Origin of the sequence: Synechococcus sp. CBW1006, assembly GCF_015840525.1 — a bacterium.
Taxonomy (GTDB): domain Bacteria; phylum Cyanobacteriota; class Cyanobacteriia; order PCC-6307; family Cyanobiaceae; genus CBW1002.
The window spans coordinates 210,547-234,725 of record NZ_CP060396.1; the positions used below are offsets into that span (position 1 = coordinate 210,547).

At 66.1% G+C, this 24,179-nt stretch carries 22 protein-coding genes; 3 read left to right on the forward strand and 19 right to left on the reverse strand.

Annotated elements, in window-relative coordinates; genetic code table 11:
- Window positions 1–6: 6 nt before the first annotated feature.
- Together H8F26_RS01065 and H8F26_RS01070 are read right to left on the reverse strand one after the other, a co-directional pair.
- Window positions 7–207 (reverse strand): DUF3143 domain-containing protein, encoded by a 201-nt coding sequence (locus H8F26_RS01065; protein WP_231605679.1) that lies wholly within the window; start codon window positions 205–207, stop codon window positions 7–9.
- The gene (locus tag H8F26_RS01070) at window positions 113–832 is read right to left on the reverse strand and encodes a J domain-containing protein (protein WP_231605392.1); all 720 of its coding nucleotides are present in this window, start codon (window positions 830–832) and stop codon (window positions 113–115) included. The genes H8F26_RS01065 and H8F26_RS01070 overlap by 95 nt, the downstream gene beginning before the upstream one ends.
- An 85-nt stretch (window positions 833–917) precedes the next feature.
- Between H8F26_RS01070 and H8F26_RS01075 the strand changes: the two genes are divergently transcribed.
- Window positions 918–1,745 carry a 16S rRNA (guanine(527)-N(7))-methyltransferase RsmG gene (locus H8F26_RS01075; protein WP_197156876.1) on the forward strand — a complete coding sequence of 276 codons (828 nt, stop codon included), beginning with the start codon at window positions 918–920 and terminating at the stop codon, window positions 1,743–1,745.
- Window positions 1,746–1,750: 5 nt separating this feature from the next.
- Here H8F26_RS01075 and H8F26_RS01080 read toward each other — a convergent pair whose 3' ends face one another.
- The 7 genes from H8F26_RS01080 to H8F26_RS01110 all read right to left on the reverse strand — a co-directional run bounded on the left by H8F26_RS01080 (window position 1,751) and on the right by H8F26_RS01110 (window position 6,244).
- Entirely contained in the window at window positions 1,751–2,926 is a 1,176-nt protein-coding gene (locus tag H8F26_RS01080) for an aldo/keto reductase (protein WP_197158891.1), read from the reverse strand.
- A 93-nt stretch (window positions 2,927–3,019) separates the two neighbouring features.
- Complete coding sequence (locus tag H8F26_RS01085) at window positions 3,020–3,418, reverse strand: ferredoxin (RefSeq protein ID WP_231598010.1); 399 nt, start codon at window positions 3,416–3,418, stop codon at window positions 3,020–3,022.
- Window positions 3,415–3,807, reverse strand: a complete 393-nt coding sequence (locus H8F26_RS01090) for a DUF1257 domain-containing protein (protein ID WP_197156880.1) — start codon at window positions 3,805–3,807, stop codon at window positions 3,415–3,417. Before H8F26_RS01090 ends, H8F26_RS01085 begins: the two co-directional genes overlap by 4 nt.
- 18 nt (window positions 3,808–3,825) lie before the next feature.
- Entirely contained in the window at window positions 3,826–4,056 is a 231-nt protein-coding gene (locus H8F26_RS01095; protein ID WP_197156882.1) for a DUF2997 domain-containing protein, read from the reverse strand.
- A 42-nt stretch (window positions 4,057–4,098) separates the two neighbouring features.
- A complete protein-coding gene (locus H8F26_RS01100) occupies window positions 4,099–4,944 on the reverse strand; it encodes a HEAT repeat domain-containing protein (protein ID WP_197156884.1) in 846 nt (281 codons plus the stop codon).
- A gap of 25 nt (window positions 4,945–4,969) precedes the next feature.
- Complete coding sequence (locus H8F26_RS01105; RefSeq protein WP_197159376.1) at window positions 4,970–5,113, reverse strand: hypothetical protein; 144 nt, start codon at window positions 5,111–5,113, stop codon at window positions 4,970–4,972.
- A 57-nt stretch (window positions 5,114–5,170) separates the two neighbouring features.
- Window positions 5,171–6,244 (reverse strand): IS630 family transposase, encoded by a 1,074-nt coding sequence (locus tag H8F26_RS01110; protein ID WP_370594615.1) that lies wholly within the window; start codon window positions 6,242–6,244, stop codon window positions 5,171–5,173.
- Window positions 6,245–6,358: 114 nt separating this feature from the next.
- Between H8F26_RS01110 and H8F26_RS01115 the strand changes: the two genes are divergently transcribed.
- On the forward strand, window positions 6,359–7,666 hold the full coding sequence (locus tag H8F26_RS01115; RefSeq protein WP_197156886.1) for an MFS transporter: 1,308 nt from the start codon (window positions 6,359–6,361) through the stop codon (window positions 7,664–7,666).
- A 24-nt stretch (window positions 7,667–7,690) separates the two neighbouring features.
- Here the strand turns inward: H8F26_RS01115 and rlmN are convergent, their stop codons facing one another.
- The 7 genes from rlmN to rpsT form a co-directional block, all read right to left on the reverse strand.
- Window positions 7,691–8,761, reverse strand: a complete 1,071-nt coding sequence (gene rlmN / locus H8F26_RS01120; RefSeq protein WP_197156888.1) for a 23S rRNA (adenine(2503)-C(2))-methyltransferase RlmN — start codon at window positions 8,759–8,761, stop codon at window positions 7,691–7,693.
- Window positions 8,761–8,919: a chlorophyll a/b-binding protein gene (locus H8F26_RS01125; protein WP_197156890.1), complete on the reverse strand. Its 159-nt coding sequence runs from the start codon at window positions 8,917–8,919 to the stop codon at window positions 8,761–8,763. Before H8F26_RS01125 ends, rlmN begins: the two co-directional genes overlap by 1 nt.
- 79 nt (window positions 8,920–8,998) lie before the next feature.
- Entirely contained in the window at window positions 8,999–13,093 is a 4,095-nt protein-coding gene (locus H8F26_RS01130) for a DNA-directed RNA polymerase subunit beta' (RefSeq protein ID WP_197156892.1), read from the reverse strand.
- Between the two features lie 60 nt (window positions 13,094–13,153).
- Window positions 13,154–15,058, reverse strand: a complete 1,905-nt coding sequence (locus H8F26_RS01135; RefSeq protein ID WP_197156894.1) for a DNA-directed RNA polymerase subunit gamma — start codon at window positions 15,056–15,058, stop codon at window positions 13,154–13,156.
- A gap of 46 nt (window positions 15,059–15,104) precedes the next feature.
- Window positions 15,105–18,395 carry a DNA-directed RNA polymerase subunit beta gene (rpoB, locus tag H8F26_RS01140; protein WP_197156896.1) on the reverse strand — a complete coding sequence of 1,097 codons (3,291 nt, stop codon included), beginning with the start codon at window positions 18,393–18,395 and terminating at the stop codon, window positions 15,105–15,107.
- Window positions 18,396–18,660: 265 nt separating this feature from the next.
- Window positions 18,661–19,455 (reverse strand): TatD family hydrolase, encoded by a 795-nt coding sequence (locus H8F26_RS01145; protein ID WP_197156897.1) that lies wholly within the window; start codon window positions 19,453–19,455, stop codon window positions 18,661–18,663.
- Window positions 19,456–19,500: 45 nt separating this feature from the next.
- Window positions 19,501–19,806: a 30S ribosomal protein S20 gene (gene rpsT / locus H8F26_RS01150; RefSeq protein ID WP_197156899.1), complete on the reverse strand. Its 306-nt coding sequence runs from the start codon at window positions 19,804–19,806 to the stop codon at window positions 19,501–19,503.
- A 125-nt stretch (window positions 19,807–19,931) separates the two neighbouring features.
- Between rpsT and hisD the strand changes: the two genes are divergently transcribed.
- Entirely contained in the window at window positions 19,932–21,269 is a 1,338-nt protein-coding gene (hisD, locus tag H8F26_RS01155) for a histidinol dehydrogenase (RefSeq protein ID WP_197156900.1), read from the forward strand.
- Between the two features lie 30 nt (window positions 21,270–21,299).
- Here the strand turns inward: hisD and rpiA are convergent, their stop codons facing one another.
- The 3 genes from rpiA to H8F26_RS01170 all read right to left on the reverse strand — a co-directional run bounded on the left by rpiA (window position 21,300) and on the right by H8F26_RS01170 (window position 24,119).
- Window positions 21,300–22,013, reverse strand: a complete 714-nt coding sequence (gene rpiA / locus H8F26_RS01160; protein ID WP_197156902.1) for a ribose-5-phosphate isomerase RpiA — start codon at window positions 22,011–22,013, stop codon at window positions 21,300–21,302.
- Window positions 22,014–22,077: 64 nt separating this feature from the next.
- Window positions 22,078–23,202 carry a trypsin-like peptidase domain-containing protein gene (locus H8F26_RS01165; RefSeq protein ID WP_197158892.1) on the reverse strand — a complete coding sequence of 375 codons (1,125 nt, stop codon included), beginning with the start codon at window positions 23,200–23,202 and terminating at the stop codon, window positions 22,078–22,080.
- Between the two features lie 101 nt (window positions 23,203–23,303).
- On the reverse strand, window positions 23,304–24,119 hold the full coding sequence (locus H8F26_RS01170; RefSeq protein ID WP_197156904.1) for a metallophosphoesterase: 816 nt from the start codon (window positions 24,117–24,119) through the stop codon (window positions 23,304–23,306).
- Window positions 24,120–24,179 lie beyond the last annotated feature (60 nt).

The following is a 24,179-nucleotide window of genomic DNA, read 5'->3' on the forward strand; positions in this document are numbered from 1 at the left end:
TGCCCTTCAGGGCCCAGCCAGGATCGCCGCCTCCACATCGGCGCGGGGCAGTCCGTAGGGGAAGTGCCGCACGCTCTGCTGACCCTCCTGGTGCCAGGTCACCTTGAGTTCGTCAACTTCCAGCACGATCTGGGCGCTCCAGCGGGGCTGGTGCAGATCCCACTGGGATGGATCCGTCCGCGACTGGCTCCCGCCCAGCTGGCGCAGCCACTCCTCCAGTCGGGGCAAGGGGTGCTTGTAGAGAGGGATCTCGGGAGGAATCGGGCTCGCCATCGTCGTGAAGGGCTGCGGCGGTGCCCTCAGTCTGCGACGCAGGTCGCTCGCCAGGCTGCGCTGTGGCTGCTTTGACCGGTGGGAGTGGGGCCGCCTCCACCCACCAGCTGGGGCGCTGGATCATCTCCACCCCCCGGGCCCAGGCCAGCCCCAGGCCCAGCACCAAACTCAGCACCAGGGCACACCCCAGCAACAGCAGGGCGAACCACTCACCCCCGGAGAGAGGACGACGCACCGGCACCGGCCGGGGCGTGACGCGCGACGGGGCCGCCGGTCGGCTGACGGGCGCCACCGCCGCCAGGGCTGCGGCACGGCGCAGCTGGGCATCGTAGGCCTGCCGGCGCTGCGGATCACTGAGCACGGCATAGGCCTCCTGCAGCCGCTGAAACGCGGCCGCGGCCTCAGCCGCGGGCAGGGTGGTGGTGTCGGGGTGGAAACGCTTGCTGAGATTGCGAAAGGATTGCCGCAGGTCCTGGGGGCTGGCGCCCGGATCCAGCTGCAGCAAGGCGTAATGGCTCGGCGTGGGCAGGAGGCTGGAAGGGGTCGTCGGGCTGGGCATGGCCCCAGGGCTTGGCCGCGGCCGCCACGGGGCTGCCGCCAGGATGTGGGGGATCCTAGGGAGAACAGTCCTGGATCCTCCGCCGATGCCGAGCCGGCCCGATGCCCCCACCCCGGAGGATGCCGCCCCGGAGGATGCCACGGCCAGTGCACCTGCCGATACCGCTGCCGGTCCGGCGCTGTGGCAGGCCCTGGGTTGGCAGCCCACGCCGCTGCAGCAGCAGCAGTTCTCAGCGCTCCAGGACCAGCTGCGCCTCTGGAACGGCCGGCTCAACCTCACCCGCCTGGTGGAGGGCGAAGACTTCTGGATCGCCCAGGTGTTCGACAGCCTCTGGCCCTTCCTGCCGCTGCTTGAGGCCGAGGCGGTCGCTGCCACTGACGCTTCACCCCTGGAGCTGATCGACGTGGGCACCGGCGGCGGCTTCCCGGGGCTGGCGGTGGCGATCGCCCTGCCCCGGGCCCGTCTCACCCTGGTGGATTCGGTGGGCCGCAAGGTGGAAGCGGTCCGGGCCATGGCAACGGCCCTGGGCCTGGGCGAGCGGGTGAACCTGCGCTGCGAGCGCATCGAGAAGACGGGTCAGGCGGCCGCCTGCCGCGGTCGTTTCGACTGGGCGATGGCCCGGGCCGTCGCCAGCGCGCCGGTGGTGGCCGAATACCTGGTGCCGCTGCTGCGCCCCAGCGGCCAGGCCCTGCTCTACCGCGGCCAATGGAGCAACGACGATCAGGCCGCCCTGGATCGGGCCCTGGTGCCGCTGCGGGCCCGTTGCGCCCTGAGCCAAGCCCGTGACCTGCCGGCCGGCCGCGGCATCCGCCACGCCCTGATCCTGACCCCCACCGGCCCCTGCCCCCGCACCTATCCGCGGGCAGTGGGACTGCCCAGCAAGCAGCCCCTGGGTACGGCCATCGCCCGCTGACGGGATCAGGGAACCGCCAGACGCTTGGTTGGCTGCCCCCCGACCCGCTGACGCAACTGGCGCAGCAGCTCGGGAATCCGCGCGGCCCAGGGGCTCTTGCCCAACACCGCCTGAAGCTCCTGTTCGCTGACGGCGTGATCGAGCTGATCGGCGTTCTCCCCAGGAAACCAGTGGCTGCCGTTGCCCAGCAGCCCATAGCGAGCCCGGGCGAAGCTCTCCAGATCCCAGGCTTCGAGCAGCTCGTACAGCCACAGCAGCACCGGCAGATTGATCTGGCCGGGGGTATGGGTCCAGTCCGGCAGGCCCTGGAATGCGGTGGCCAGCCAGGCCTCACCCAGGCGCTCGCGTCGTGCCGCCTGCAGGCGCTCCAGAATGGGTGGCAGCAGCTCGCCGGCCCGGGGCAACAGCTGCACCGCCTCCAGATGGAGATCCAGATCGGCCGGCCCTGCCGCCCCCACACTGATCGTGTGCACGCCGGGGTCAGCGAGGCAGAAGAGATCGTTGAACACGATCGGATGCAGTGGTTCGCAGAGCTCCAGCAGACGCGGCGACGGACTGTGCAGATGGCCGCCCTTGTCGGTGGGACTGATCACGAACACCCCCATGTCGTGGGCACGGGCCCGATCGATGGCGGGGCGATTGTCCTGGCGGATGAAGTACCAGTGCAGGTTGACGTAATCAAACTGATCGCTCCCGATCGCCGCCAGGATCAGCGGCAAGGGCGCATGGGTGGAGAAGCCCACCGACCCGATCCGGCCCTGCTGCTGCCAGCGGCGCACCACCTCCAGGCAGCCGCCGGGCCGCAGGGTCTGATCGAGATGCTCGGGCAGGTTGATGCCATGCACCGCCAGCAGATCGATGCGGCCGGGGCTGTGGGGATCGTCCAGCCCGAGTCGCCGGAAGCTGCGCTCCAGCTCGGTTTCAAAGGCAACCGGATCCTCAGCGGGGGGCACCTTGGTCTGCAGAAGCCGATGGGGATCGCTGACCGAACCGAGCAGATCGCCCAATTGACGTTCGGAGGTGCCGTAATGGCGTGCGGTTTCGATGTGGTGCAGGCCCGCTGCCGCCGCCGTCTCCAGGGTGGCGCGCAGATTGGCCTGGCTGGCCGCGGTGATCGCATCGGCCGGTAGATCGCTCCAGCTCTGCTGGAAGCGCATCCCCCCCAGCGACAGCACCGGCATCGCCAGCTCGGTGCGGCCGAAACGGCGGCTGGGGATCGGGGAGAAGACGCTCAAAGAGACGGCAGGTCAGGCGAGGAGCCCAGACGGTTGATGTCAGCCAAGCGAGGAAAGGCGGCGCGGCAGGGTCCGCTTCAACCGGGAGGAGGAGGGAAGCCCCAGGGGCTGAATGTCCTGCTGCTCAAGCTCGGCTTCCAGGGCCGGCAACCGCTCGTAGGCCACCCAGTGAATGCAATCCACCGGACAGGTCTCGATCGCCTCCTGAATCCGTTCGGTGCTGTCGCCGTCCTGGCGAATGGCACGGGAACGGCCCCAGTTGGGTTCCACCACAAAGGTGTTGGTGGCCACGTGGGTGCAGTAGCGGCAGCCGATGCAGACCGCTTCATCGACCCACACCGCCTGCTGGCGCAGAGCTCCACCCAGCACCGGCTCAAGGCCACTGGGGGCGTCGACCTCTGTGGAAGCGGTGCGGAAGGCGAGAGCCGGGTCGCTCACCCGTCCCAACGGGTCACAACCAGCTCGATCGAACCATCGACCTGACTGGTCTGCTCACTCACCTGGAACCCCTCTTCAGCGGTGGCGGCCAGGATGCTGCGCAGGGCATAGCGCTGCTGCAACTGAGCGAGGAAGCGCTCCACCGGAATCGGCTGCTTCCAGAGATCCAGATCCGTCACCAGTTCATAGCTGCCGGCCTCAGCATTCCAGCGGAAGCCGATATCAGCACCACTGCTCTGGGACACGGCCAGATCGGCCGTCACGGTCTGGCCGCGATAGCCACGGACCGGCCGCTCGCCCTCGGCCGGGGCATGGCCCAGATCGGTGAGGGCAGCCACCAGCGCCTGGCGGTCGCGCAGCTCGGTTTTGACAGTGCTGAAGTGAGACATGGTTGAGCTGAACGCAGATCAGGCGGAGGTGGAGCCGAGCTGTTCGAGGGACTGGGACTGGCTGGCGATGGCCCCCTGGGAGACCCCGGACTGAAAGGCCTCAGCCGTGGGGCGGCGCTGCTGCACCGAACCGAGGCGCGCCTCGATCCGCTCGGTGAGTTGCTGGCAGCCTTCACCCTGGATTCCTTCCACCGTCTCCTCGACCCGACCATCGGGCCGGATGCGGAAACGGATGGTCCGTTGTGCCATCCCAGATCCAAAAGGGTTGTTGGATGTTAGCGGTGATTCCGCTCAGCTGAGCAGGCCCTCCTCCACCAGGGTCTGCAGCCGTTCCAGCACATCCGGCTGCTCCAACTGCTCGAGGGCGATCCGCGCCTCGTCCCGCACGCTCGATTCACCGTCTTCGAGCATGGTGTGCAGCAGGGTCTGCACCACGTCCTGCTGGCGGGGTTCCACCAGTTCCGGATAGAGGCGACCCAGGGCCCAGGCGCTGTTGCTGCGCACGGCGGGTTCACTGTCGATCCGCAGGCTCTGCAGTAGCTGGGCCGCCGCGGGATCGGCCTTGGCTGGCCCTGTGCTGCCCGCGTCCGCCAGGGAACTGGCCGCCCAGAACCGCACCGCCGCCACGTCCACCTGCAGGGCTCGGATCAGGGGATTGAGAATCGGCGCCTCGGGGTAATTGCCCAGACTCCAGGCCACCGCCTTGCGGACATAGCCGTTGTCGTCGCCGGAGAGCAGACCCAGCAGGGGCTCCACGGCCAGAGGATGGGGATTGCGCCCGAGGGCATAGACCGCACTCATGCGCACGATCGGGCAGCTGGCACCCAGCAGAGGCAGCAGCAGGGGGTTGGAGCGCGGATCGCGATGCTCACAGAAGATCCGCAGACCCTGCATGCGCTGGTCGTGGCTGCCCTGCAGCAGCTCCAGACCGGCATCGCATTCGGCCGCCACATCGAACGATTCCGGCCCGAGGCTGTCGAGCTCATCGAGCGGGTCACCGAGCAGTTCCTCCGCCAGCTCGCGGGCCAGCACATCCGGATCAAGGGCCAGCTCGGGCGGACTGAGCCACTGGGGGGGCGTGGCGCCAGGCTCGGCCTGAGGGTCACGCGGATCGGAGGGCTGATGGTCTTCGCTCATGGCGGCGGTCCCGTCGGCGAGGAGATCAGAGGAGCGGAGCCGGGGCCGCCATGTCCCCGGGCAACCAGATGCGCGCACTGACCGCGACCAGGGCCAGGCCGAAGAGCAGCACGATCGCCGCCGGCAGCAGGGTAGAGCGAAAAAATTGCACGGAATCCAGACTTTGCATCCCATTGTGACGGCCCAGGGTGACGGGCCTTGGTGGCGGCACACCCGAAGGCTGCCCCTAGTGTGCCGTCCCGGAGATTTGTGAGCAAAGTCGCTGGAGCTTTTCAAGTATTGAGTCCGCCGTCGCGGTCCAGTTGAACGGCGCCTTGGTCTTGTTGTAGGCCGCCACGAACTGCTCGATCTTGGCGATCAACTCCTTGACGCTGGAGAAGCTGCCGCGCCGGATCGCCCGCTGGGTGATGATCCCAAACCAACGCTCCACCTGGTTCAGCCAGGAGGCGTAGGTGGGTGTGTAGTGCACGTGGAAGCGAGGCCGCTGCGCCAGCCAGGCCCTCACCTTGGCGTGCTTATGCGTGCAGTAGTTGTCGACGATCAAGTGGACATCAAGCTCCTCGGGGACGGACCTCTCGATCTGGCGCAGGAACCCCAGGAACTCCTGATGCCTATGGCGTGGCTTGCATTGGCTGATCACCTCGCCTGTTGCCACATCCAGAGCAGCGAACAGGGTGGTGGTGCCGTGGCGGATGTAGTCATGGGTGACGCCCTCGACGTAACCGAGGCCCATGGGCAGCAGCGGCTGCGTCCTGTCCAGAGCCTGGATCTGTGTCTTCTCGTCGACGCAGAGCACCATCGCCTTGTCAGGTGGATTCAGATAGAGGCCGACGATGTCTCTGACCTTCTCGACAAAGAAAGGATCCGTCGACAACTTGAACGTCTTCTGGCGGTGCGGCTGGACGGAGAAGGTCTGCAGCCAGCGGTGAACGGTTGTTTTGGAGATACCTGTGGCAGCCGCGAGTGAGCGCGCGGACCACTGGGTACTGCCGTCGGTGGGTTTGGTCTGCAGGGCCCGGTTGATCACCTCAGCCACCTTGTCGTCTTCATAGGTGCGGGGCCGGCCGGGCCGCAGCTCGTCATGGAGCCCTTCCAGTCCAAGGTCCCGGTACCGCTTGCGCCATTTGCCAACGGTCATCCCCGTCAGTCCCATTCGTTTGGCGATCGCCGTATTGGTTTCGCCTGCTCCGCAGGCCAGGACGATCTGGGCTCGCTGCACGATCGAATGCGGCAGCGACCGGGAATTCGCAAGGGCCCGCAACTGCTGAGCTTCGTCCTCGCTGAGGACCAGCGGAGGCATCGGACGACCAAGCGCCACAGGGCACCTCGGGTGACACCCCTGATTTTAGCTGTTATTTCCAGGACGGGACACTAGGGTTCGCCCACTCGCCCCGCACTGATGGCGTCTGAACGGATGGCGTCTGAGCCGGCAGCGACCCCTGGCCCCGCGCAGCACCGAGAGACAGACGGCACCGTCCGCCGCCTCGTGGCCGTGAGCGCCGAGGGTGTGGCCAGCGGCGCCCCGTTGATGGTGGGCAGCAAGCTGCTGCAGGGCTGGCTCACCGCCAGCGGCGTCCCCCTGGCGCTGATCGGCCTGATTCCGCTGGCGGAACTGCCGTACACGCTGAAGCTGTTCTGGGCGCCCCTGCTCGACCGCTGGCCGATCCCCTGGCCCGACCGGCGGCGGGGCTGGCTGCTGCTGATGCAGGTGATGCTGGTGGCGGTGATCGCCGCCATGGCGCTGCTGCGGCCCAGCACCGACCCGGCCAGCCTCACGGCCATCGGCATCGCAGCGCTGGTACTGGCGATCTGCAGCGCCACCCAGGACATTGCCGTGGATGCCTACCGCACTGACCTGCTGCCGGAACACGAGCGCGGGCCGGGCGCTGCCGCAGCGGCTTTGGGCTACCGGGCCGCCATGCTGGCCATCGGCGCCGGAGGGTTTCTGCTGGCGGGCCGCTACGGCTGGCCCGCCGCGTTCCTGGCCGCCGCCGCACTGGTGGGGGCGGTGATTCCGTTCACGCTCACGGCACCGAAGCTCAGACCGGTGGATCATGCCGTGACCAGCCTGCGCCAGGCCGTGCTGGGCCCGGCGCGGGAGTTCGTGCGCCGGGCCGGACCAGGCCGCACCTGGCAACTGCTGCTGTTGGTGCTGCTCTACCGCTGGCCCGATGGCCTGCTGAGCGCCATGGCGATTCCCTTTCTGCAGCTGCGGGGCTTCAGCGAGGCGGAGATCGGCCTGGTGCAGGGCGGCTGGGCGATCGGCGCCACCATCGTGGGCACGGTGCTGGGCGGGGCCCTGTTCGCCTGGCTGGGCATGAACCGCTCCCTGTGGCTGTTCGCCCTGGCCGGAGCCCTGGGCAACCTCAGCTACTGGGCCCTGGCGCGCTTCGGCGGCGGCTTCGCCGGACTGATCGCGGCGGTGAGCCTGGAGAACGTCAGCGGCGGCATGGTGGGCGCCGTGTTCGTGGCTCTGCTGATGAGCCTCTGCAATCCGCGCTTTTCCGCCACCCAGTACGCCTTGCTTTCAGGCGTCTATGCCATGAGCCGCTCGATCCTCTCGGCACCGGCGGGCGTGGTGGCGGAGCGGGTGGGCTGGCCCGGTTTCTTCCTGTTCACGGTGGCGGCGGCCGTGCCGGCCTTTCTGCTGCTGGCGCGCCTGGCACCCTGGAACGAAGCGGAAGCTCGCGGCGCCTTCGATCCGGCCAAGGATCCCACCTGACCGGTCTGGACAGGCTGCTGACCTTCAGGCCGGCGTGAGGCGTCGGCGCAGCTGGCCGCAGGCCGCATCCTGATCCAGGCCCCGGCTGGCCCGCACACTCACGGCCACATGCCGCTCCTGCAACGCGCGCCGGAAGGCCTCCACCCGCTCAGGGCTGGGGCGCTGGAAGTCCTCCTCCTCAATCGGGTTGTAGGGAATCAGATTCACGTGGCTCTGGAACCCCCGCAGCCGCTGGGCCAGGGTCGCCGCCTGACGGGGGTGATCATTGAGACCACCGAGCAGGATGTATTCGAAACTCACCCGCCGGCCGGTGATCGCCACGTAGTGGCGGCAATCCTCCAGCAACGTCTCGATCGGGTAGGCATGGGCGGTGGGGATCAACTCCTCCCGCAGCCGCTGATCCGGTGCATGCAGGCTCACGGCCAAGGTGAACTGGGCCCGGCCCAAGCGCTCCAGAGCCCGTTCGGCCAGAGTCGGCAGCGTGCGCGGCACACCCACCGTGCTCACAGTGATCTGACGCTGGGCCATGCCCAGATCGCGGCAGAGACAATCGATGGCCGCCAGCACAGCGTCCGTGTTGAGCAGCGGTTCGCCCATGCCCATGAACACCACATGGCTGGGGCGCAGATCCATCGCCTGGCGCACACTCAGCACCTGATCCACGATCTCGTGCACGGCCAGGGAGCGTTGCAGGCCGCCCTTTCCCGTGGCGCAGAAGCGGCAGGCCATCGGGCAGCCCACCTGGCTGCTGACACACACCGTGAGGCGCCCCTCCGCCGGAATTCCAACGGTTTCCAGGCTGAGGCCATCGGCGGTGCCCAGCAGCAATTTGGTGGTGCCGTCGCGGGCGACGCTGCGGTGCAGCTCGCTGGAGCGACCGATCCAGTCAGAGGAACCCTCTGGTGGCTCGGCGGCCAGCCTGTCGCGCCAGGCCTTCGGCAGCGCCGAGACATCCGAGAGACGCCGGGCTCCCTTGGCATAGATCCAGTCGTGCAGCTGCCGGCCACGAAAGGCTGGCTGGCCCTGGGATTGCGCCCACGACTCCAGCTCCGCCAGCCCCATCCCCAGCAGAGGCACAGCCGCCGAGCTCCCCATCAGGGGGTCACCAGCAGCCCATGCCCCAGAAACCATTCCACACCCAGCAATGCCATGAAACCGAGCATGGCGAGGCGGCCATGCAGCCTCTCGTTATGGGTGTGAAAGCCGAAGCGCGGCAATCGACGCTGGGGAACCGGAGTGGCGGTGGCGGTCATGGCGAAAGCAGCAGAACGTCAGAACGGCAGTCCGGCGACGACCGCATGGGGTGCGGAAGATCGACGCCGGATCAAGGCCTCAATCGTCGCTCAGCAGGCCCTCCTCCTGCAGACCCTCGACGGCATCGGGGTCAGGGATCAACTCCTCCTGCAGGCCATCGTCCGCCCCGGGGCGCGTGAAGGCGGCATAACTGCTGCCCTCGATGCCATGACGGCTGCGGGTGGCTTCGAGATCCGCATCGGAGGGATCGTCGAGCACCGCGGTGGAACTAGCCGGTGAGGGGAGTTCCACCGTGTAATCGGGGCGGAGGTTCTGCATGCGGCGGTAGCTGGCGTTCTCCTCCTCAAGGATGTCGGGATGGGGGCCCGCCTCAGCGCGCAGCTCCTCTTCGAAGCCGCCGAAGCCGGTGCCCGCAGGGATCAGGCGACCGATGATCACGTTCTCCTTGAGTCCCCGCAGCCAGTCGCTCTTGCCCTCGATCGCCGCCTCGGTCAGCACCCGGGTGGTTTCCTGGAAGGAGGCCGCCGAGATGAAGCTGTCGGTGTTGAGCGAGGCCTTGGTGATCCCCAGCAGCACCGGTGTGAACTCGGAAGGAGCACCCCCGGTGATCGCCATGGCCGAATTGACCTGCTCCACCTGACGCAACTCGATCAGTTCGCCGGGCAGCAGGGTGGTATCGCCAGCGTCCTCGATCCGCACCTTGCTGGTCATCTGCCGCACGATCACCTCGATGTGCTTGTCATCGATCGAGACGCCCTGGCTCTTGTAGACGTTCTGCACTTCCTGCACCATGCGGTATTGCAGTTGTGAGATCGCCTCCTGAGCCGCCTCCATGGTGGGTTTGCGGCTGCGGCGATCTTCGAAGAAGCACTCCAGCAGCTCGTGGGGGTTGATCGGACCATCGGTGAGCAGCTCACCGGCCGTCACCTGCTGGCCATCGCTGACCATCACGTTGCGGCCCAGCAGGATCGGGTACTCGGTGATGGCATCATCGGCCTCGATCACCGACACCGTGATCGAATCATCGTCGTCACCCTGCTTGATCTGAACCGTGCCGTTCTTGCGGCAGAGCACGGCGGAATCCCGCGGACGGCGCGCCTCCAGCAGTTCTTCGATCCGCGGCAGACCCTGCACGATGTCGCCGGTCTTCTGACGTTCGAACACCAGCAGGGCAAGGCCGTCCCCACGCTGCACCAGCTCACCGTCACGCACGTGCAGCACCGAATCGGGCGAGACCATGTAGGGACGCCCCAGACGGATCGTCACAACGCCGCCCTCGATCTCCTCCACCTGGCCGCAGCAGGGAGCAACGAGGCCCTCAGCCAGAACATCGCCATCCACAACCCGCTGTCCAATGGCCACCTGGGGAGCAGCGGACCCGAGGGGGATGGAATGGGTGTCGCCTTCGCGCTCCACGATCAAGCGACGCACCGGCTCGTCAGCCTGCAGTTCAGGCAGCTGGACCACGCCGTCGTACTTGCAGAGGATCTGGGTGGTCGCCACCACATCCCCGCTCTTGACAGAATCGCCGTCCTGCACCTGCAGCTCAGTGTGGGTGGAGCCATGGCTGGCATCTGACAGGGTGTCGCGGCGGACCAGCAGGGATTCGAGGATCACCAGCTGCAGCCGTTCGATCGTCTTGGCCCGCTTGTCGGGCACAACCTCCACGTCCACCGTCATCTGGGGTGTCGTGTCGAAGGTGTCGAGAATCAGCTGGGTGCGCAGCAACTCCACACCCTCGACGCTCTTGATCAACTCACCATCCTTGAAGGTGAGACGTTGCGTGGCCTTGAGCCCCAGGGAGGGACCACCACTCTGCTTGACCGAGCCAAGATCGGGCAGATGGGCCTCATCAGGGATGGTGTATTCCTCCACCGGACGAAGCAGCAGGGCGCCACCCTCAGGCGTATCGACCGTCTCGACAAACACCATGGCCTCGGCCTTGAGGGACGGTGCAATCTCTTCGCCAGGATTGACCAGTTTGCCCTCGCCGAAACGGCTGAGCACTTTGCTGTCGGACACCAGATGCAGGGTGCCGGAGCGAACAATGATCTCCCGCAGAATGTCGTTCTTCTGCGTCACCGTTACAATACCGGCGGTCTGGCTGAAGATGTCCTTGACCACCTCCGTTCCAGCTTCGATCCACTGGCCGTCTTCAATCATCAACAAGGAGATGTCTTTGTTGATTTCATGCGTCTCCTGCGGGATCCACAGCAGCGTGCCACCCTTGCTCACCTCATAGCCATTCTTGGCACTGCGAGCCTTCTTGATCGACAGGCCGGGGGCATACTTCACCAGGCCGCCGGTCTGGGTGCGGAATCGGTCATCCGCCAGCTCGGCAATCACCTCACCGGCACCGATCTTGCTGCCAGGAGCTGTCTTGAGCAGATAGCGGCTGTTGTCCTTGCCATCGAGATACCAGGTTTCACCCGAGTGGTTGGACTCACCAACCAGCTTGCAGTCGCGCAGGGTGAGGCTGGCCGTCACAATCTGCACTTCACGGGAATCTCCAGCCGACTCCCGCAGCCGCACGGCACCGCCGTACTCACTGACCAGACGACTCTCCGCCAGCACCTCACCTGTCACCACCGGCTTGACACCCTGAACCACCGGCTGGGCATTGGGAGGAAGGTTATAGACATCACCACTGAACACCCAGAGCCGACCCAGGCGGGTGGCCTTGAGGGTGATGTTTCCCTGGCGGTCAGTGACCTCCTTGGGCTGAATCACATCCTCGTAACGCACCTGGCCGGCCAGGTCGCAGATCACATCCTTGGTGGCCTTTTCAACGCTCTTTTTGGTGGTGGCACCGGATGAGATCTGGGCCAGCATCGTATCGGCGGGGGTGACGGCGCCATCGGCAACGAACAGCAGCGAACCGCTGCTGATGTCCAGCTTCTGGACTTTGCCCTTGCCCGTCGGTTTCACCGTCAGGGTGAAATCGGTTTCGGCAATCTGCGCTTCGACGCCGTGGGGCGTGCGGAAACCACGCACGCGCGCCTTGGATCCGAACTCAACCACACCCTCGACCAAAGAGCGCACCACACCGGTTTCAGCGGTGGACACACCACCGGTGTGGAATGTCCGCATCGTGAGCTGGGTGCCCGGCTCACCGATCGACTGGGCCGCGATGATGCCGACGGCCTCACCCAGGTCGACAAGTTCGTTGTGCGCCAGGGCCCAGCCATAGCACTTGCGGCAGACAGAACGTGACGCTTCACAGGTGAGCGGCGAACGCACCACCACGGAGCGCACCCCAGCGGCCTCAATCCGCTTGGAGGTCGGAGGATCGATTTCTCCATCGCGGTCCACCAGAATCTCACCATTGGCGTCCACCACCGGTTCACCCGCGAGGCGACCGGTGAGCTTGGAACCGAAGCGGCCCTTCTCATCGGCCTCAATCACGATCCCGCGGGTGGTGCCGCAATCGTCCTCCCGGACAATCACATCCTGGGCCACATCCACCAGACGGCGGGTGAGGTAACCGGAGTCTGCGGTACGCAGGGCCGTATCCACCAGACCCTTGCGGGCCCCGTAGGAGGAGATCACATATTCGGTGACCGTGAGCCCCTCACGGAAGTTGGTGCGGATCGGCAGGTCGATGATCTCCCCCTGGGGGTTGGCCATCAGGCCGCGCATGCCGACCAACTGACGCACCTGGGACATGTTGCCCCGGGCGCCGGAGTTGGCCATCATCCACACCGAATTGAGCGGATGATTCTCATCGAAGTTCCGCTTCACGGAGTTGACGAGACGCTCGTTGGTTTCGGTCCAGGTGTCGATCACCTTGGTGTGACGCTCCACCTCGGTGATCTCACCCAGGCGATAGCGCTCCTCTGTTTCGGTGATCTGCTGCTCTGCCTCTCGCAGCAGCTGCGGCTTGTCGTCCGGAACCTGCAGGTCGTCGACCGAGATCGACACGGCGGCCTGGGTGGCGTAGTGGAAACCAAGGTCCTTGAGCTCGTCGGCCATAGCCGCCGTAGCGGCGGTGCCATGGTTCTTGTAGGCCCAGGCCACCAGGTTGCGGAGGGCCTTCTTGTCGATCACGCGGTTGCGGAACGGCGGCGCCATCTTGCTCAGCGGCGCGTTGCGGCCCTCGGCTGTGAGGGTGGGCTCAACAACCGCAGCGGCTTTGGCCTTGGATTTGCTGGATTTGGACGAGGTGGCGGTCATGGCAGCGCGCGCTGGAGAAAAACGAAAAGAGAAAGAAAGACTGTTCTGCTCTGCCGAAACTCAGGCGGCAGCCACCGCGTCGATGATGGTGTGATTGATCACAACACGACCCACCGTGGTGAGCAGATAGCGGCTGATCAAGGCGCCGTCTTCATCGAAACGATCGCGGCGATACTTCCACTGCTCGATGCGGGTCCCGTCGCTGAGGGTCTCCTCCTGCAAGGGAGCGCTCTCCTCATCGTCGCTCTCCACCTCACCGGAGAACCGCACCCAGACCCAGTCATGCAGGGTGAGGTGCTTCTCCTCAAAAGCGGCAATCACATCGTCGAGGCTGGCGAAGCTGCGGCGGCGATCGCCAAACGCAGGCTTGTCGTAGTCGGGCTTGACGGCCGTGAGGTAGTAGGCGCCGAGCACCATGTCCTGGGAGGGGGTGATGATCGGCTCACCCGTGGCCGGCGAGAGGATGTTGTTGCTGGCCAGCATCAACATGCGAGCTTCCGTCTGGGCCTCAATCGCCAGGGGCACGTGCACGGCCATCTGGTCACCGTCAAAGTCGGCGTTGAAGGCGGGGCAGACCAGCGGGTGCAACTGAATCGCACGCCCATCGACCAGCTTCGGCTCGAAGGCCTGAATGCCGAGACGGTGCAGCGTCGGGGCCCGGTTGAGCAGGATCGGATGGCCTTCAATCACCTCCTGAAGCACCTGCATCACCTCATCATCGGCACGCGCAATCAGCTTCTTGGCGGCCTTGATGTTGTTGACGATGTTCTGACGGATCAGGCGATGGATCACGAAGGGCTGAAACAGCTCGATCGCCATCTCCTTGGGCAGACCGCACTGATGCATCTTGAGCTTGGGGCCCACCACAATCACGGAACGACCGGAGTAGTCGACCCGCTTGCCGAGCAGGTTCTGACGGAAGCGGCCCTGCTTGCCCTCGATGATGTCGCTCAGCGACTTCAGGGCACGGTTGTTGGCCCCCACCACGGTGCGGCCTCGGCGACCGTTATCGATCAGAGCATCAACGGCTTCCTGCAGCATCCGCTTTTCATTGCGGACGATGATCTCAGGAGCCAGGATCTCCTGCAGACGGCCTAACCGGTTGTTGCGGTTGATGACGCGACGATAGAGATCGTTCAGGTCGGAGGTAGCAAAGCGACCCCCATCGAGCTGCACCATCGGACGCAGATCGGGCGGGATCACTGGGATCACATCCAGCACCATCCAGTCGGGCTTGGCACCGGTGGCGATGAAGTTGTCGATCACCCGCAGGCGCTTGATCAGTTTGGCCCGCTTCTGACCCTTGCTGGCGGCGATATCCTCGCGCAGCTGCTCAGCGATCACGGGCAGATCAAGGTCTTCGAGCAGTTGCTTGAGGGCCTCGGCGCCGATCCCCACCTGGGGCTCGTTCTCGATCTCCGAATCCTCGGCGTAAATCTGATCTTCGATTTCAAGCCACTCATCCTCGGTGAGTAACTGCTTGTAGGTGAGATCCTTGTGATCGCCCTTGTCGAGCACCACGTAGCAGTTGAAGTAGACGATCTGCTCCACATCCCGCAGGGGCATGTCGAGCAGAATTGCCACGTAGCTGGGGATTCCCTTCAGGTACCACACATGCGAGACGGGGGCCGCCAGCTTGATGAAGCCCATGCGATGACGCCGCACGCGGCTCTCGGTCACCTCGACACCGCAACGCTCGCAGACGATGCCGCGGTGCCGCACGCGCTTGTACTTGCCGCAGTGACACTCCCAGTCCTTCGACGGGCCGAAGATCTTCTCGCAGAACAAGCCGTCCATCTCCGGCTTGAGCGTGCGGTAGTTGATCGTTTCCGGCTTGGTCACCTCACCCACCACCTGACCGTTGGGCAGCGTGCGCTGCCCCCACTGCATGATCCGCTCGGGGGAAGCGAGCGTGATCTTGACGTAGTCGAAGTGATTCTCGGTGCGGAGGTTGCTGTTGGACATGGGCTTGGAGCGCGCGGAGGTCGAAGGGAACGGAACGGATCAGCGATCAGTCGTCGTCGTAGTCCGCGACGCCGAGGGATTCGTAGGTGGGACGGCTGGGGGTGCTGCGGCGTGGATTGACGTCCTGCATCAGATCCACCTCCTCACCGGCATCGGTGTAGACGGCGATGTCGAGCCCCAGGGACTGGAGTTCGCGCATCAGCACCTTGAACGACTCGGGCGTGCCAGGCCGGGGGATCGGCTTGCCCTTGACGATGGCGTTGAGGGCCTCGTTGCGGCCCTGCATGTCGTCGGACTTGACGGTGAGCAGTTCCTGCAGGGTGTAGGCGGCGCCGTAGGCCTCCAGGGCCCAGACCTCCATCTCGCCAAGGCGCTGGCCACCCTGCTGCGCCTTGCCGCCCAGGGGCTGCTGGGTCACCAGGGAGTAAGGGCCGGTCGAACGGGCGTGGATCTTGTCGTCGACCAGGTGGACCAGCTTGAGGATATGGGCAAAGCCCACCGTGACCGGCTGATCGAACGGTTCGCCGGTGCGGCCATCGACCAGCTGGATCTTGCCGGGGTTCTCAGGGTCGTAGACCCAATCCTTGCCGGGCAGGGCCTTGGCTGATTCCAGGAAAGCCTGCACGGTCTGCTTCGACATCTCGGGGCCGTGCATCTCATCGAAGGGCACCACCTTCACCCGTGATTCCAGGTGGGAGGCCGCCCAGCCCATCAGGCACTCGAACACCTGACCGACGTTCATCCGGCTCGGCACACCCAGGGGGTTGAGCACGATGTCGATCGGTGTGCCATCGGGCAGGTAGGGCATGTCTTCCCGCGGCAGGATGCGGCTGATGATCCCCTTGTTGCCGTGGCGGCCAGCCATCTTGTCGCCCACCTGGATCTTGCGGCGCTGCGCCACATAGACCCGCACCACCATGTTGGCGCCCGGTGGCAGTTCATCACCCTGCTCCCGGGTGTAGATGCGCACGTCAACGACGCGGCCGCGCTCGGTGCTGGGAACCCGCAGGGAGTTGTCGCGCACATCGCGAGCCTTCTCGCCAAAGATGGCGCGCAGCAGTTTCTCCTCGGGGGGCTGATCAGATTCACCCTTGGGCGTCACCTTGCCCACCAGAATGTCGCCACTCTCGACGTAGGCACCGATGCGGATGATACCCATCTCATCGAGGTTGCCGAGGCTCTCCTCGGCAACATTGGGAATCTCGCGAGTGATTTCCTCGGGACCAAGCTTGGTCTGGCGAGCTTCAATCTCGTACTTCTCGATGTGCACCGAGGTGTAGAGATCTTCCTGCACGAGGCGATCACTCACCAGGATGGCATCCTCGTAGTTGTATCCCTCCCAGGGCATGTAAGCGATCAACACATTCTGACCCAGGGCGATTTCACCGCCTTCGCAGGCGGATCCATCGGCCAGCACCTGACCGGCAATCACCGGATCGCCCAACTTCACAATCGGCCGCTGGTTGAGGCAGGTGTCCTGGTTGGAACGCTGGTATTTCTGCAGATAGTGGGTGTGATCCACACCGAATTCATCGCGGATCACGATCGCAGTGGCATCCACGAACGAAACCGTGCCATTCACCTTGGTGATCGGCACCATGCCGGAGTCGCGGGCCACCTGCGTTTCCAGACCGGTGCCCACCAAGGGGCGCTCCGGACGCAGCAGCGGCACGGCCTGCCGTTGCATGTTCGAACCCATCAGGGCACGGTTGGCGTCGTCGTGCTCGAGGAAGGGAATCAACGAGGTGGCGACCGAAATCACCTGCACCGGCGAAAGCTGGACATAGTCCACCTGCTCGGGAGGTACCTTTTCAAAGTCCTGGCGGTAGCGCACCGGTACCAGTTCGGCGGTGATCAGACCGGTGGAGTCGGTCGGAACATCGCCAGGGGCAACGCGGCACTCATCCTCGAGGTCGGCGGAGAGGTAGATCGGATCGCCCTGCTTGAGCACGATGCCCTCTTCCACCTTCCAGAAAGGCGTTTCGATGAAGCCGTACTCATTCACCCGGGCGTGGGTGGCGAGCGAGCCGATCAGGCCGGCATTCGGGCCTTCCGGCGTTTCGATCGGACAGATGCGGCCGTAGTGAGAAGGGTGAATGTCGCGTACGGCGAAACCGGCCCGCTCCCGGGTGAGGCCCCCTGGACCGAGGGCGCTGATGCGCCGCTTGTGGGTGAGCTCCGCCAGGGGATTGGTCTGATCCATGAACTGGCTCAGCTGACTGGAGCCGAAGAACTCCTTGATCGCCGCCACCAGCGGCTTGGGGTTCACCAGCTGGGCCGGGGTGAGCGATTCGGTCTCACCGACCGTCATGCGTTCCTTGATGATCCGCTCCAGGCGGTTGAGGCCCACACGCACCTGGTTCTGCAGAAGCTCACCCACCGAGCGCACCCGGCGATTGCCGAGGTGATCAATGTCGTCGAGGCTGGCGCCACCGACATCAAGTTCCAGGTTGATCAGGTAATCGATCGTGCTGAGCACATCCTCGGGCGTGAGGGTGCGAGTCGCATCAGGAATCGTGAGGCGGAGTTTCTTGTTGATCTTGTAGCGACCGACCCGGCCGAGGTCGTAGCGCTTCGGATCGAAGAAACGGCTGTGCAGCAGCTGCTGACCGCCGCTGACGGAGGGGGGCTCACCGGGCCGCAGCTTCTTGTAGAGCTCCAGCAGGGCCTGATCTTCCGAGGCGATGCCCTCGTCGTTGGCCGCCTCGATCGACTTCTGGTAATACTCCGGGTGCCGCAGCTTGTCGAGCACATCGTTGTCCGACAGGCCGATGGCACGCATCAGCACGTGGGCGTTGATCTTGCGGGTCTTGTCGACACGCACGTGCAGCAGGTCGTTCTTGTCGGTCTCGAACTTCAGCCAGGCACCGCGGTTGGGGATCAGGCTGGCGTTGAAGGTCTTGCGGCCGTTCTTGTCCTGCTCATCCTTGAAATAGACCCCGGGCGACCGCACGATCTGGTTGACGATCACGCGCTCAGCGCCATTGATGATGAACGTGCCACGCTCGGTCATCAGAGGCAGTTCACCGATGAACACCTCCTGCTCCTTGATCTCGCCGGTCTCCTTATTGACCAGGCGGCAGGTCACATACATCTGTGACGCGAAGGTGGCGTCGCGGCGCTTGGCCTCCTCGACGTCGTGGCGCGGACGCTTGAGTCGGTACTCGCTACCGATGAAGTGAAGCTCCAGCTTGCCGGTGTAATCGGTGATCGGAGAGAAGCTCTCGAGCTCTTCGATCAGCCCCTTCTCCAGGAACCATTTGAAGCTCGCCCGCTGTACCTCCACCAGATCAGGGAGATAAGTGGCGGTCTTGGCGACCTGGATCGCGCTGCTCATGCGGTGGACCTGCAGGAACGGTGGGGTAGAAGATGGGCTCGGTGGAACGGCAACGGCTGTGGACGCCGTTGGAGGATTGCCACCGATTGGGCTTGAGGGGTTGGGGTGCAGCTGAGGCCGGTGAGCCAGTGCAGGAGAGTTCCGACATGCGAACAGCCGCTCCTGGGTCCAGGAACGGCCGCCGCTGCCGGCTCTCTTTACGGGACTCGCTTCACGGCTGCAGGCGTCGGCAAAGGAGCGCTTCCGCTACCAAGGCAATAAAAAATCATACACTGTCAAGCCCAAGGCCAAACAAGCGTGCTGCGTTGGCACTGCTGGTCTGGGCCACCTGCTCAAGGCTCTCGCCCCTGAGCTCGGCAACCCTGGCGGCCACGGCCGCCACGAAGGCGGGTTCGTTCCGCTTGCCTCGCCTTGGCACGGGGGCCAGGAACGGACAATCGGTCTCGACCAGAAAACGATCGGCGGGCACCGCCCGAGCGCAGGCATGGGTGGCTTCGGCCTTGGGGAAGGTGACCGTGCCGCTGAAGCTGATGAACAGACCGAGCTCCAGAAAACCGGCCATCTCCTCAGGGGTTCCGCCCCAGCAGTGCATCACCCCACGGGGGCAACGCTGATCGGAGGCGCGATCGCGCAACAGATCGAGCATGGGCTCGGCCGCATCACGGCAGTGGATGATCACCGGCAGATCCAGCTCCACCGCCAGGTCCAGCTGGGGTACAAGAACCGCCAGCTGCTCGTCGAGATTCCGGACCCGGAACAGATCCAGACCCAGTTCGCCGATGGCCACAACCCGGGGATCGTCGATGGCGGCCTGACGCAGCACCCTGGCGGTATCGGACTGCCAGTGCTCCGTATCCAGAGGATGGACACCCACGGAATAGCGGAGCTCGGGGAAACGGTCCGCCAAGGCACGGATCGCCGGGATCTCCGAGGGCTCAACGCAGGCATGGACCAGCCGCCGAACTCCGGCGTCACGCCAGCGCTGGGCCACGAGATCGATGTCGTCGTCGAAGTTTCGAAAAACGATGTGGCAATGGCTATCGACCAGGGTCGCCGGCATGGGGCCTTGCAGAGGGACTGAGGTGATCGACCGGAAACGGCCGGATCAGCCGACAGCAGCGGCAGGCTCGATCGCCTTCTTGACAGCGGCGCTGATGCGCGACTTCTGATGGGCACCGGTGTTGCGGTGCAGCACACCACACTTCACGGCCTTGTCGATCTTGCTGAAGGCGGCGTTCATGCTGGTCTGAACCACGTCCTTGGCCTGATCGCCCGGCTCCTGCGCATAGCTGCTGCAGGCGGTGAAGCAGCGCTTCATCAGGGTCCGCAGAGCCGACTTGTAGGTGCGGTTCCGCTGGCGGTTGCGCTCCGCGATCTCGATGCGCTTCTTCGACGACTTGTTATTGGCCACAGGCGTACTGGCGCGGATTCGGCAAATGAGGATCCTACCGTTCGGCCCATCACCCCCCCCCCCGACGAGCCGAGCTCTAGCGTGCTTACAACCTCTGCAGCGCCGGTCCTCCGCGCCTCCGCCCCGTGGTTGCCTCCGCCCCTGCCGCCGCCCCCGACCGCGCCCAAGGTCCGTTGCGACTGACGGTGCTCCACGATGCGACGGCGGCGCGGGAGCGGCTGGAGGCGATCGCCGAACGCACCAGCGGCAGCCGCCTGCTGCAGGAACAGCAGCGGGTGGAGGAAATCCTCGAGCAGGTGCGCCGCCAGGGCGACCAGGCGCTGCTGGAGCTGACCGAACGCTTCGATGGCATCCGCCCTGACCCGCTGCGGATTGCGCCGGAACGCCTGGCGCAGGCCTGGCAGGAATGCCCGAGCCAGCTGCAGGAGGCGCTCACCCTGGCGCACCAGCGCATCCTCGCTTTCCACGAGCGCCAGAAGCCTGAGGATCTGGCCGTGACCGGCCCCCACGGCGAACTGCTCGGACGCCGCTGGCGACCGGTGGAACGGGCCGGGCTCTACGTCCCCGGCGGGCGAGCCTCCTACCCCAGCACCGTGCTGATGAACGCCGTGCCGGCTCTGGTTGCCGGCGTCGAACGCCTGGTGATGGTGACCCCACCGGGCCCCGGCGGTGAACCGAACGCCACCGTGCTTGCCGCCGCCCATCTGGCCGGGGTCACGGAGGTGTATCGGATCGGCGGCGCCCAGGCCGTGGCCGCCCTGGCCTACGGCACCGAAACGATCCCCCGGGTGGATGTGATCAGCGGCCCGGGCAATCTCTACGTGACCCTGGCCAAGAAGGCGGTCTACGGGCGGGTGTCGATCGATTCGCTGGCCGGCCCCAGCGAGGTGCTGGTGATCGCCGATCACACCGCCCGAGCTGATCAGGTGGCCGCCGATCTGATGGCCCAGGCCGAACACGACCCCCTGGCTGCCGCCATCCTGCTCACCACCAGCGCCGAACTGGCCGCGGCCATGCCGGCGGCCCTGGAGGCCCAGCTGGCTGGCCACCCGCGGGCCGCCATCACCCGCAGCGCCCTGGAAGCGTGGGGCATGATCGTGCTCTGCGCCGATCTGGAGGAGGCGGCGGCCCTGAGTGATCGCTTCGCTCCGGAACACCTGGAGCTGCTGGTGGACGATCCCCAGTCTCTCGCCGAGCGCATTCGCCATGCCGGCGCCATCTTCCTGGGCCCCTGGAGCCCCGAAGCCGTTGGCGATTACCTGGCCGGTCCCAACCACACCCTGCCCACCTCCGGCACCGCCCGCTTCGCCGGTGCCCTGAGCGTGGAGACCTTCCTGCGCCACACCAGCCTGATTCACTTCAACCGGGCAGCGCTGGAGGCCACGGGCGCGGCGGTGATCACCCTGGCCGAAAGCGAGGGCCTGCATAGCCATGCCGAGTCGGTGCGGCGGCGACTGGGCTGAGCCCCTGGGCGCCGCCGCAGGCCCGAGGCTTCAGCGCTTCACCAGATCCCGCACACCGGGCACGCCATCGACGATCTCTCCCACCAGCACCTGATCGGTGAGGTTCACGAACAGGCCGTTCTCCAGCACGCCAGGCAGGTTGTTGATCTCCCTCTCCAGGCCGAGCGGATCGGTGATCCCGCCGGCAAACGCCGCATCGAGCACGAGATTGCCCTGATCGGTCACCACCGGCCCGGCCTTGCGGACGGCCATGCGCAACTCCGCCGTGGCCCCCAGCGTGATCAGCTCAGCCTGGACCTGTCGCCAGGCACCGGGCAGCACCTCCACCGGCAGCAGAAAACCCAGGTTGAGGGTCTCCACCAACTTGGTGGCATCCACCACCACCACGAACCGATCGGCACGGCGGGCCACCAGTTTCTCCTGCACGTGGCAGGCACCGCCGCCCTTGATCAGCTGGAAGGAGGGATCCACCTCGTCGGCGCCGTCGATCGCCAGATCGATGCGCTCGATCGCATTGAGGCTTCTGAGCGGAATCCCCAGTTCCGCTGCCAGCACCTCGCCCTGGAACGACGTGGTCACCCCCACGATGTCCTTCAGCTCACCCTGCTGGAGCTTGGCTCCAAGGGCTCGGATCATCAGGGCAGCGGTGGACCCGGAGCCCAGGCCCAGCACCATGCCGTCCTGGATCTGCTCGACCGCAGCCTCAGCCACGGCCTGCTTCATGCGGTCCTGCAGATCGGCCATGCCCTATGCAATCGGAGGGCCGTGACCGTAGCAATGGACCCAACGGAAGCCTGCAGGAAGCCCCTCAGCCAGCCATCGGCAGGGCGGCCGGACGGATCGAGAGCTTGAGCTCCCGCTGTCCCCGCAGCACCTTGAGGGGAAGCGGCTCGCCCACGGCGGCATGTTCCACCAGCTGCAGCAGCACCGACGGGCTGGCGATCGCCTGCTCACCGGCCGCCACCACCAGATCGCCGCGATGCAAGCCGGCCGCCTCCGCCGGACTGTCCGGCAGCACCCGCTGCACCAGGGCACCATCCCGTTCGGGCAACTGCACCAGGGCATCGGGATCGCGATTGTTCTCGCGGGCCCTCCGGGCCGTGAGCGGCACCAACTGCAGACCCAGATAGGGGTGCACGACCTGGCCACCGCCGGCCAGCTGATCCGACACCCGCTTGGCCAGGTTGATCGGGATGGCGAAGCCCAGGCCGGCGCCCGGTCCGGAACGCACCAGCGTGTTGATGCCGATCACCTCACCGGCGGCGTTGATCAGCGGGCCGCCGGAATTGCCCGGGTTGATGGCCGCGTCGGTCTGGATCAGATCCAGGCGCTTGTCGGCAAAGCCGAGGCTGTTGATGTCGCGGTGCAGGCTGCTGACAATCCCAAGAGTCACGGTGCGCTCCAGGCCATAGGGGCTTCCCAGCGCAATGGCCCAGTCGCCCACCTCCAGGGCCTCGGAATCCCCCAGAGGGGCCGCCTGCAGCCCGCCACCGCGGGCGATCCGCACCAGGGCCAGATCGGTGACCGGATCGGTACCCACCACGGTGGCGTCCAGCTGGCGACCGCTGGCCAGGGTGACCTCCACCGCATCCACCTGGTCCACCACATGGGCATTGGTGAGCACGAGGCCCTGGGAGGCCTCGATCACCACGCCGGAGCCCTGGCCCCGTTCGCGCATGCTGCCGGCAGGGTCTCCGAACAGTTCCCGCAGAAACGGATCGAGCAGGGCCGGATCAAAGGGCTGGCGCGCCACGGTGCGCTCGGTATCGATCCGGACCACCGCCGGAGCCACGCGGCGGGCTGCCTCCGCCACGAAGCTGTGGGGAGTCGGCTGGGGAGCTGAAACCGCCAGGGTCTCGGAAGCCAGAGGGGCTGGCTCCAGCGACCAGGCTGGTGCAAGCGGCAGCAGCAGAGCCGCCAGCAGCACCAGCATCGCCAGCAGGGGCTGCCTCCATTGAGGCGAACAGGGACCCGGCGCACGCGACGTGGGCGTCACAGGGCGTTCCAGCGTGGACAGACGGTGGGAAGCAAGCATCAGCCGACGCTAGGCACCACCGCCGGCGCCCAGCGCAGCAAGCGCTGCCGCAGGCCGGTCGGAGAGAGCGTGAGCAGCCTCCCGCCCGGGTCCTGAGCCCGGCCCTGAGGGCAGGCCTGCACCGCCGGGAAGGGGCAGAGGCTGGACGGACAGCCCAGCAGCGGCACCGCCGCACGACCCGGCAGGTGGCCGAGCCAGTGCTGGTGGATGTGGCCGAACACCACAGCCTGCAGACCTGCGGCGTCCGCCAGGAGATCAAGCAGCTCGGGACCATCGACCAGGGCGATCGCATCCATACCGGGATCACCGATCGGCACCGGTGGGTGATGCAGCGCCACCAGCAGGGGTTCGGCGGCAGTGCCGACCGCCAGCCGGTCCCTCAGCCAGGCGAGCTGCCGCGGGCCCAGCCGGCCCGCCAGCTGGCCGGGCCAATGGCTGTCGAGGAGCAACAGGCGAGCACCGGCAAGCCGCAGCTCCGCCGGGGCGATCCAGGCCTGGCGCCCCAGGGCCGCGCGCAGCAGCTGGGGATGATCGTGGTTGCCCGGCAACAGGGCCAGCTGGGGTCGTCCAGGCCCCGGGCAGACGGCCCCGAGCTGATCGCGCAGGTTGATGTAGCCGCCCCAGCTCTCGTCCTGGCAGAGATCGCCGCTGATCAGCAGCACATCAGGACGCTCCCCGCCGAACTCGCCGACCGATCCACCGGCGCCAAGGGTCTGCTCCAGGGCCTGCCGCAACTGTGCCAGTGGCTGGCGGGCGCGATAGCAACCGGCCGGATCGGCCAGCAGGTGGGGATCGCTCAGCTGCAGGACACGCAAGGCAAGAGGGGGCGCCCGGGCACAGCCGTGCAGCGCAGCGCTAAGGGGAATCCACTCTGC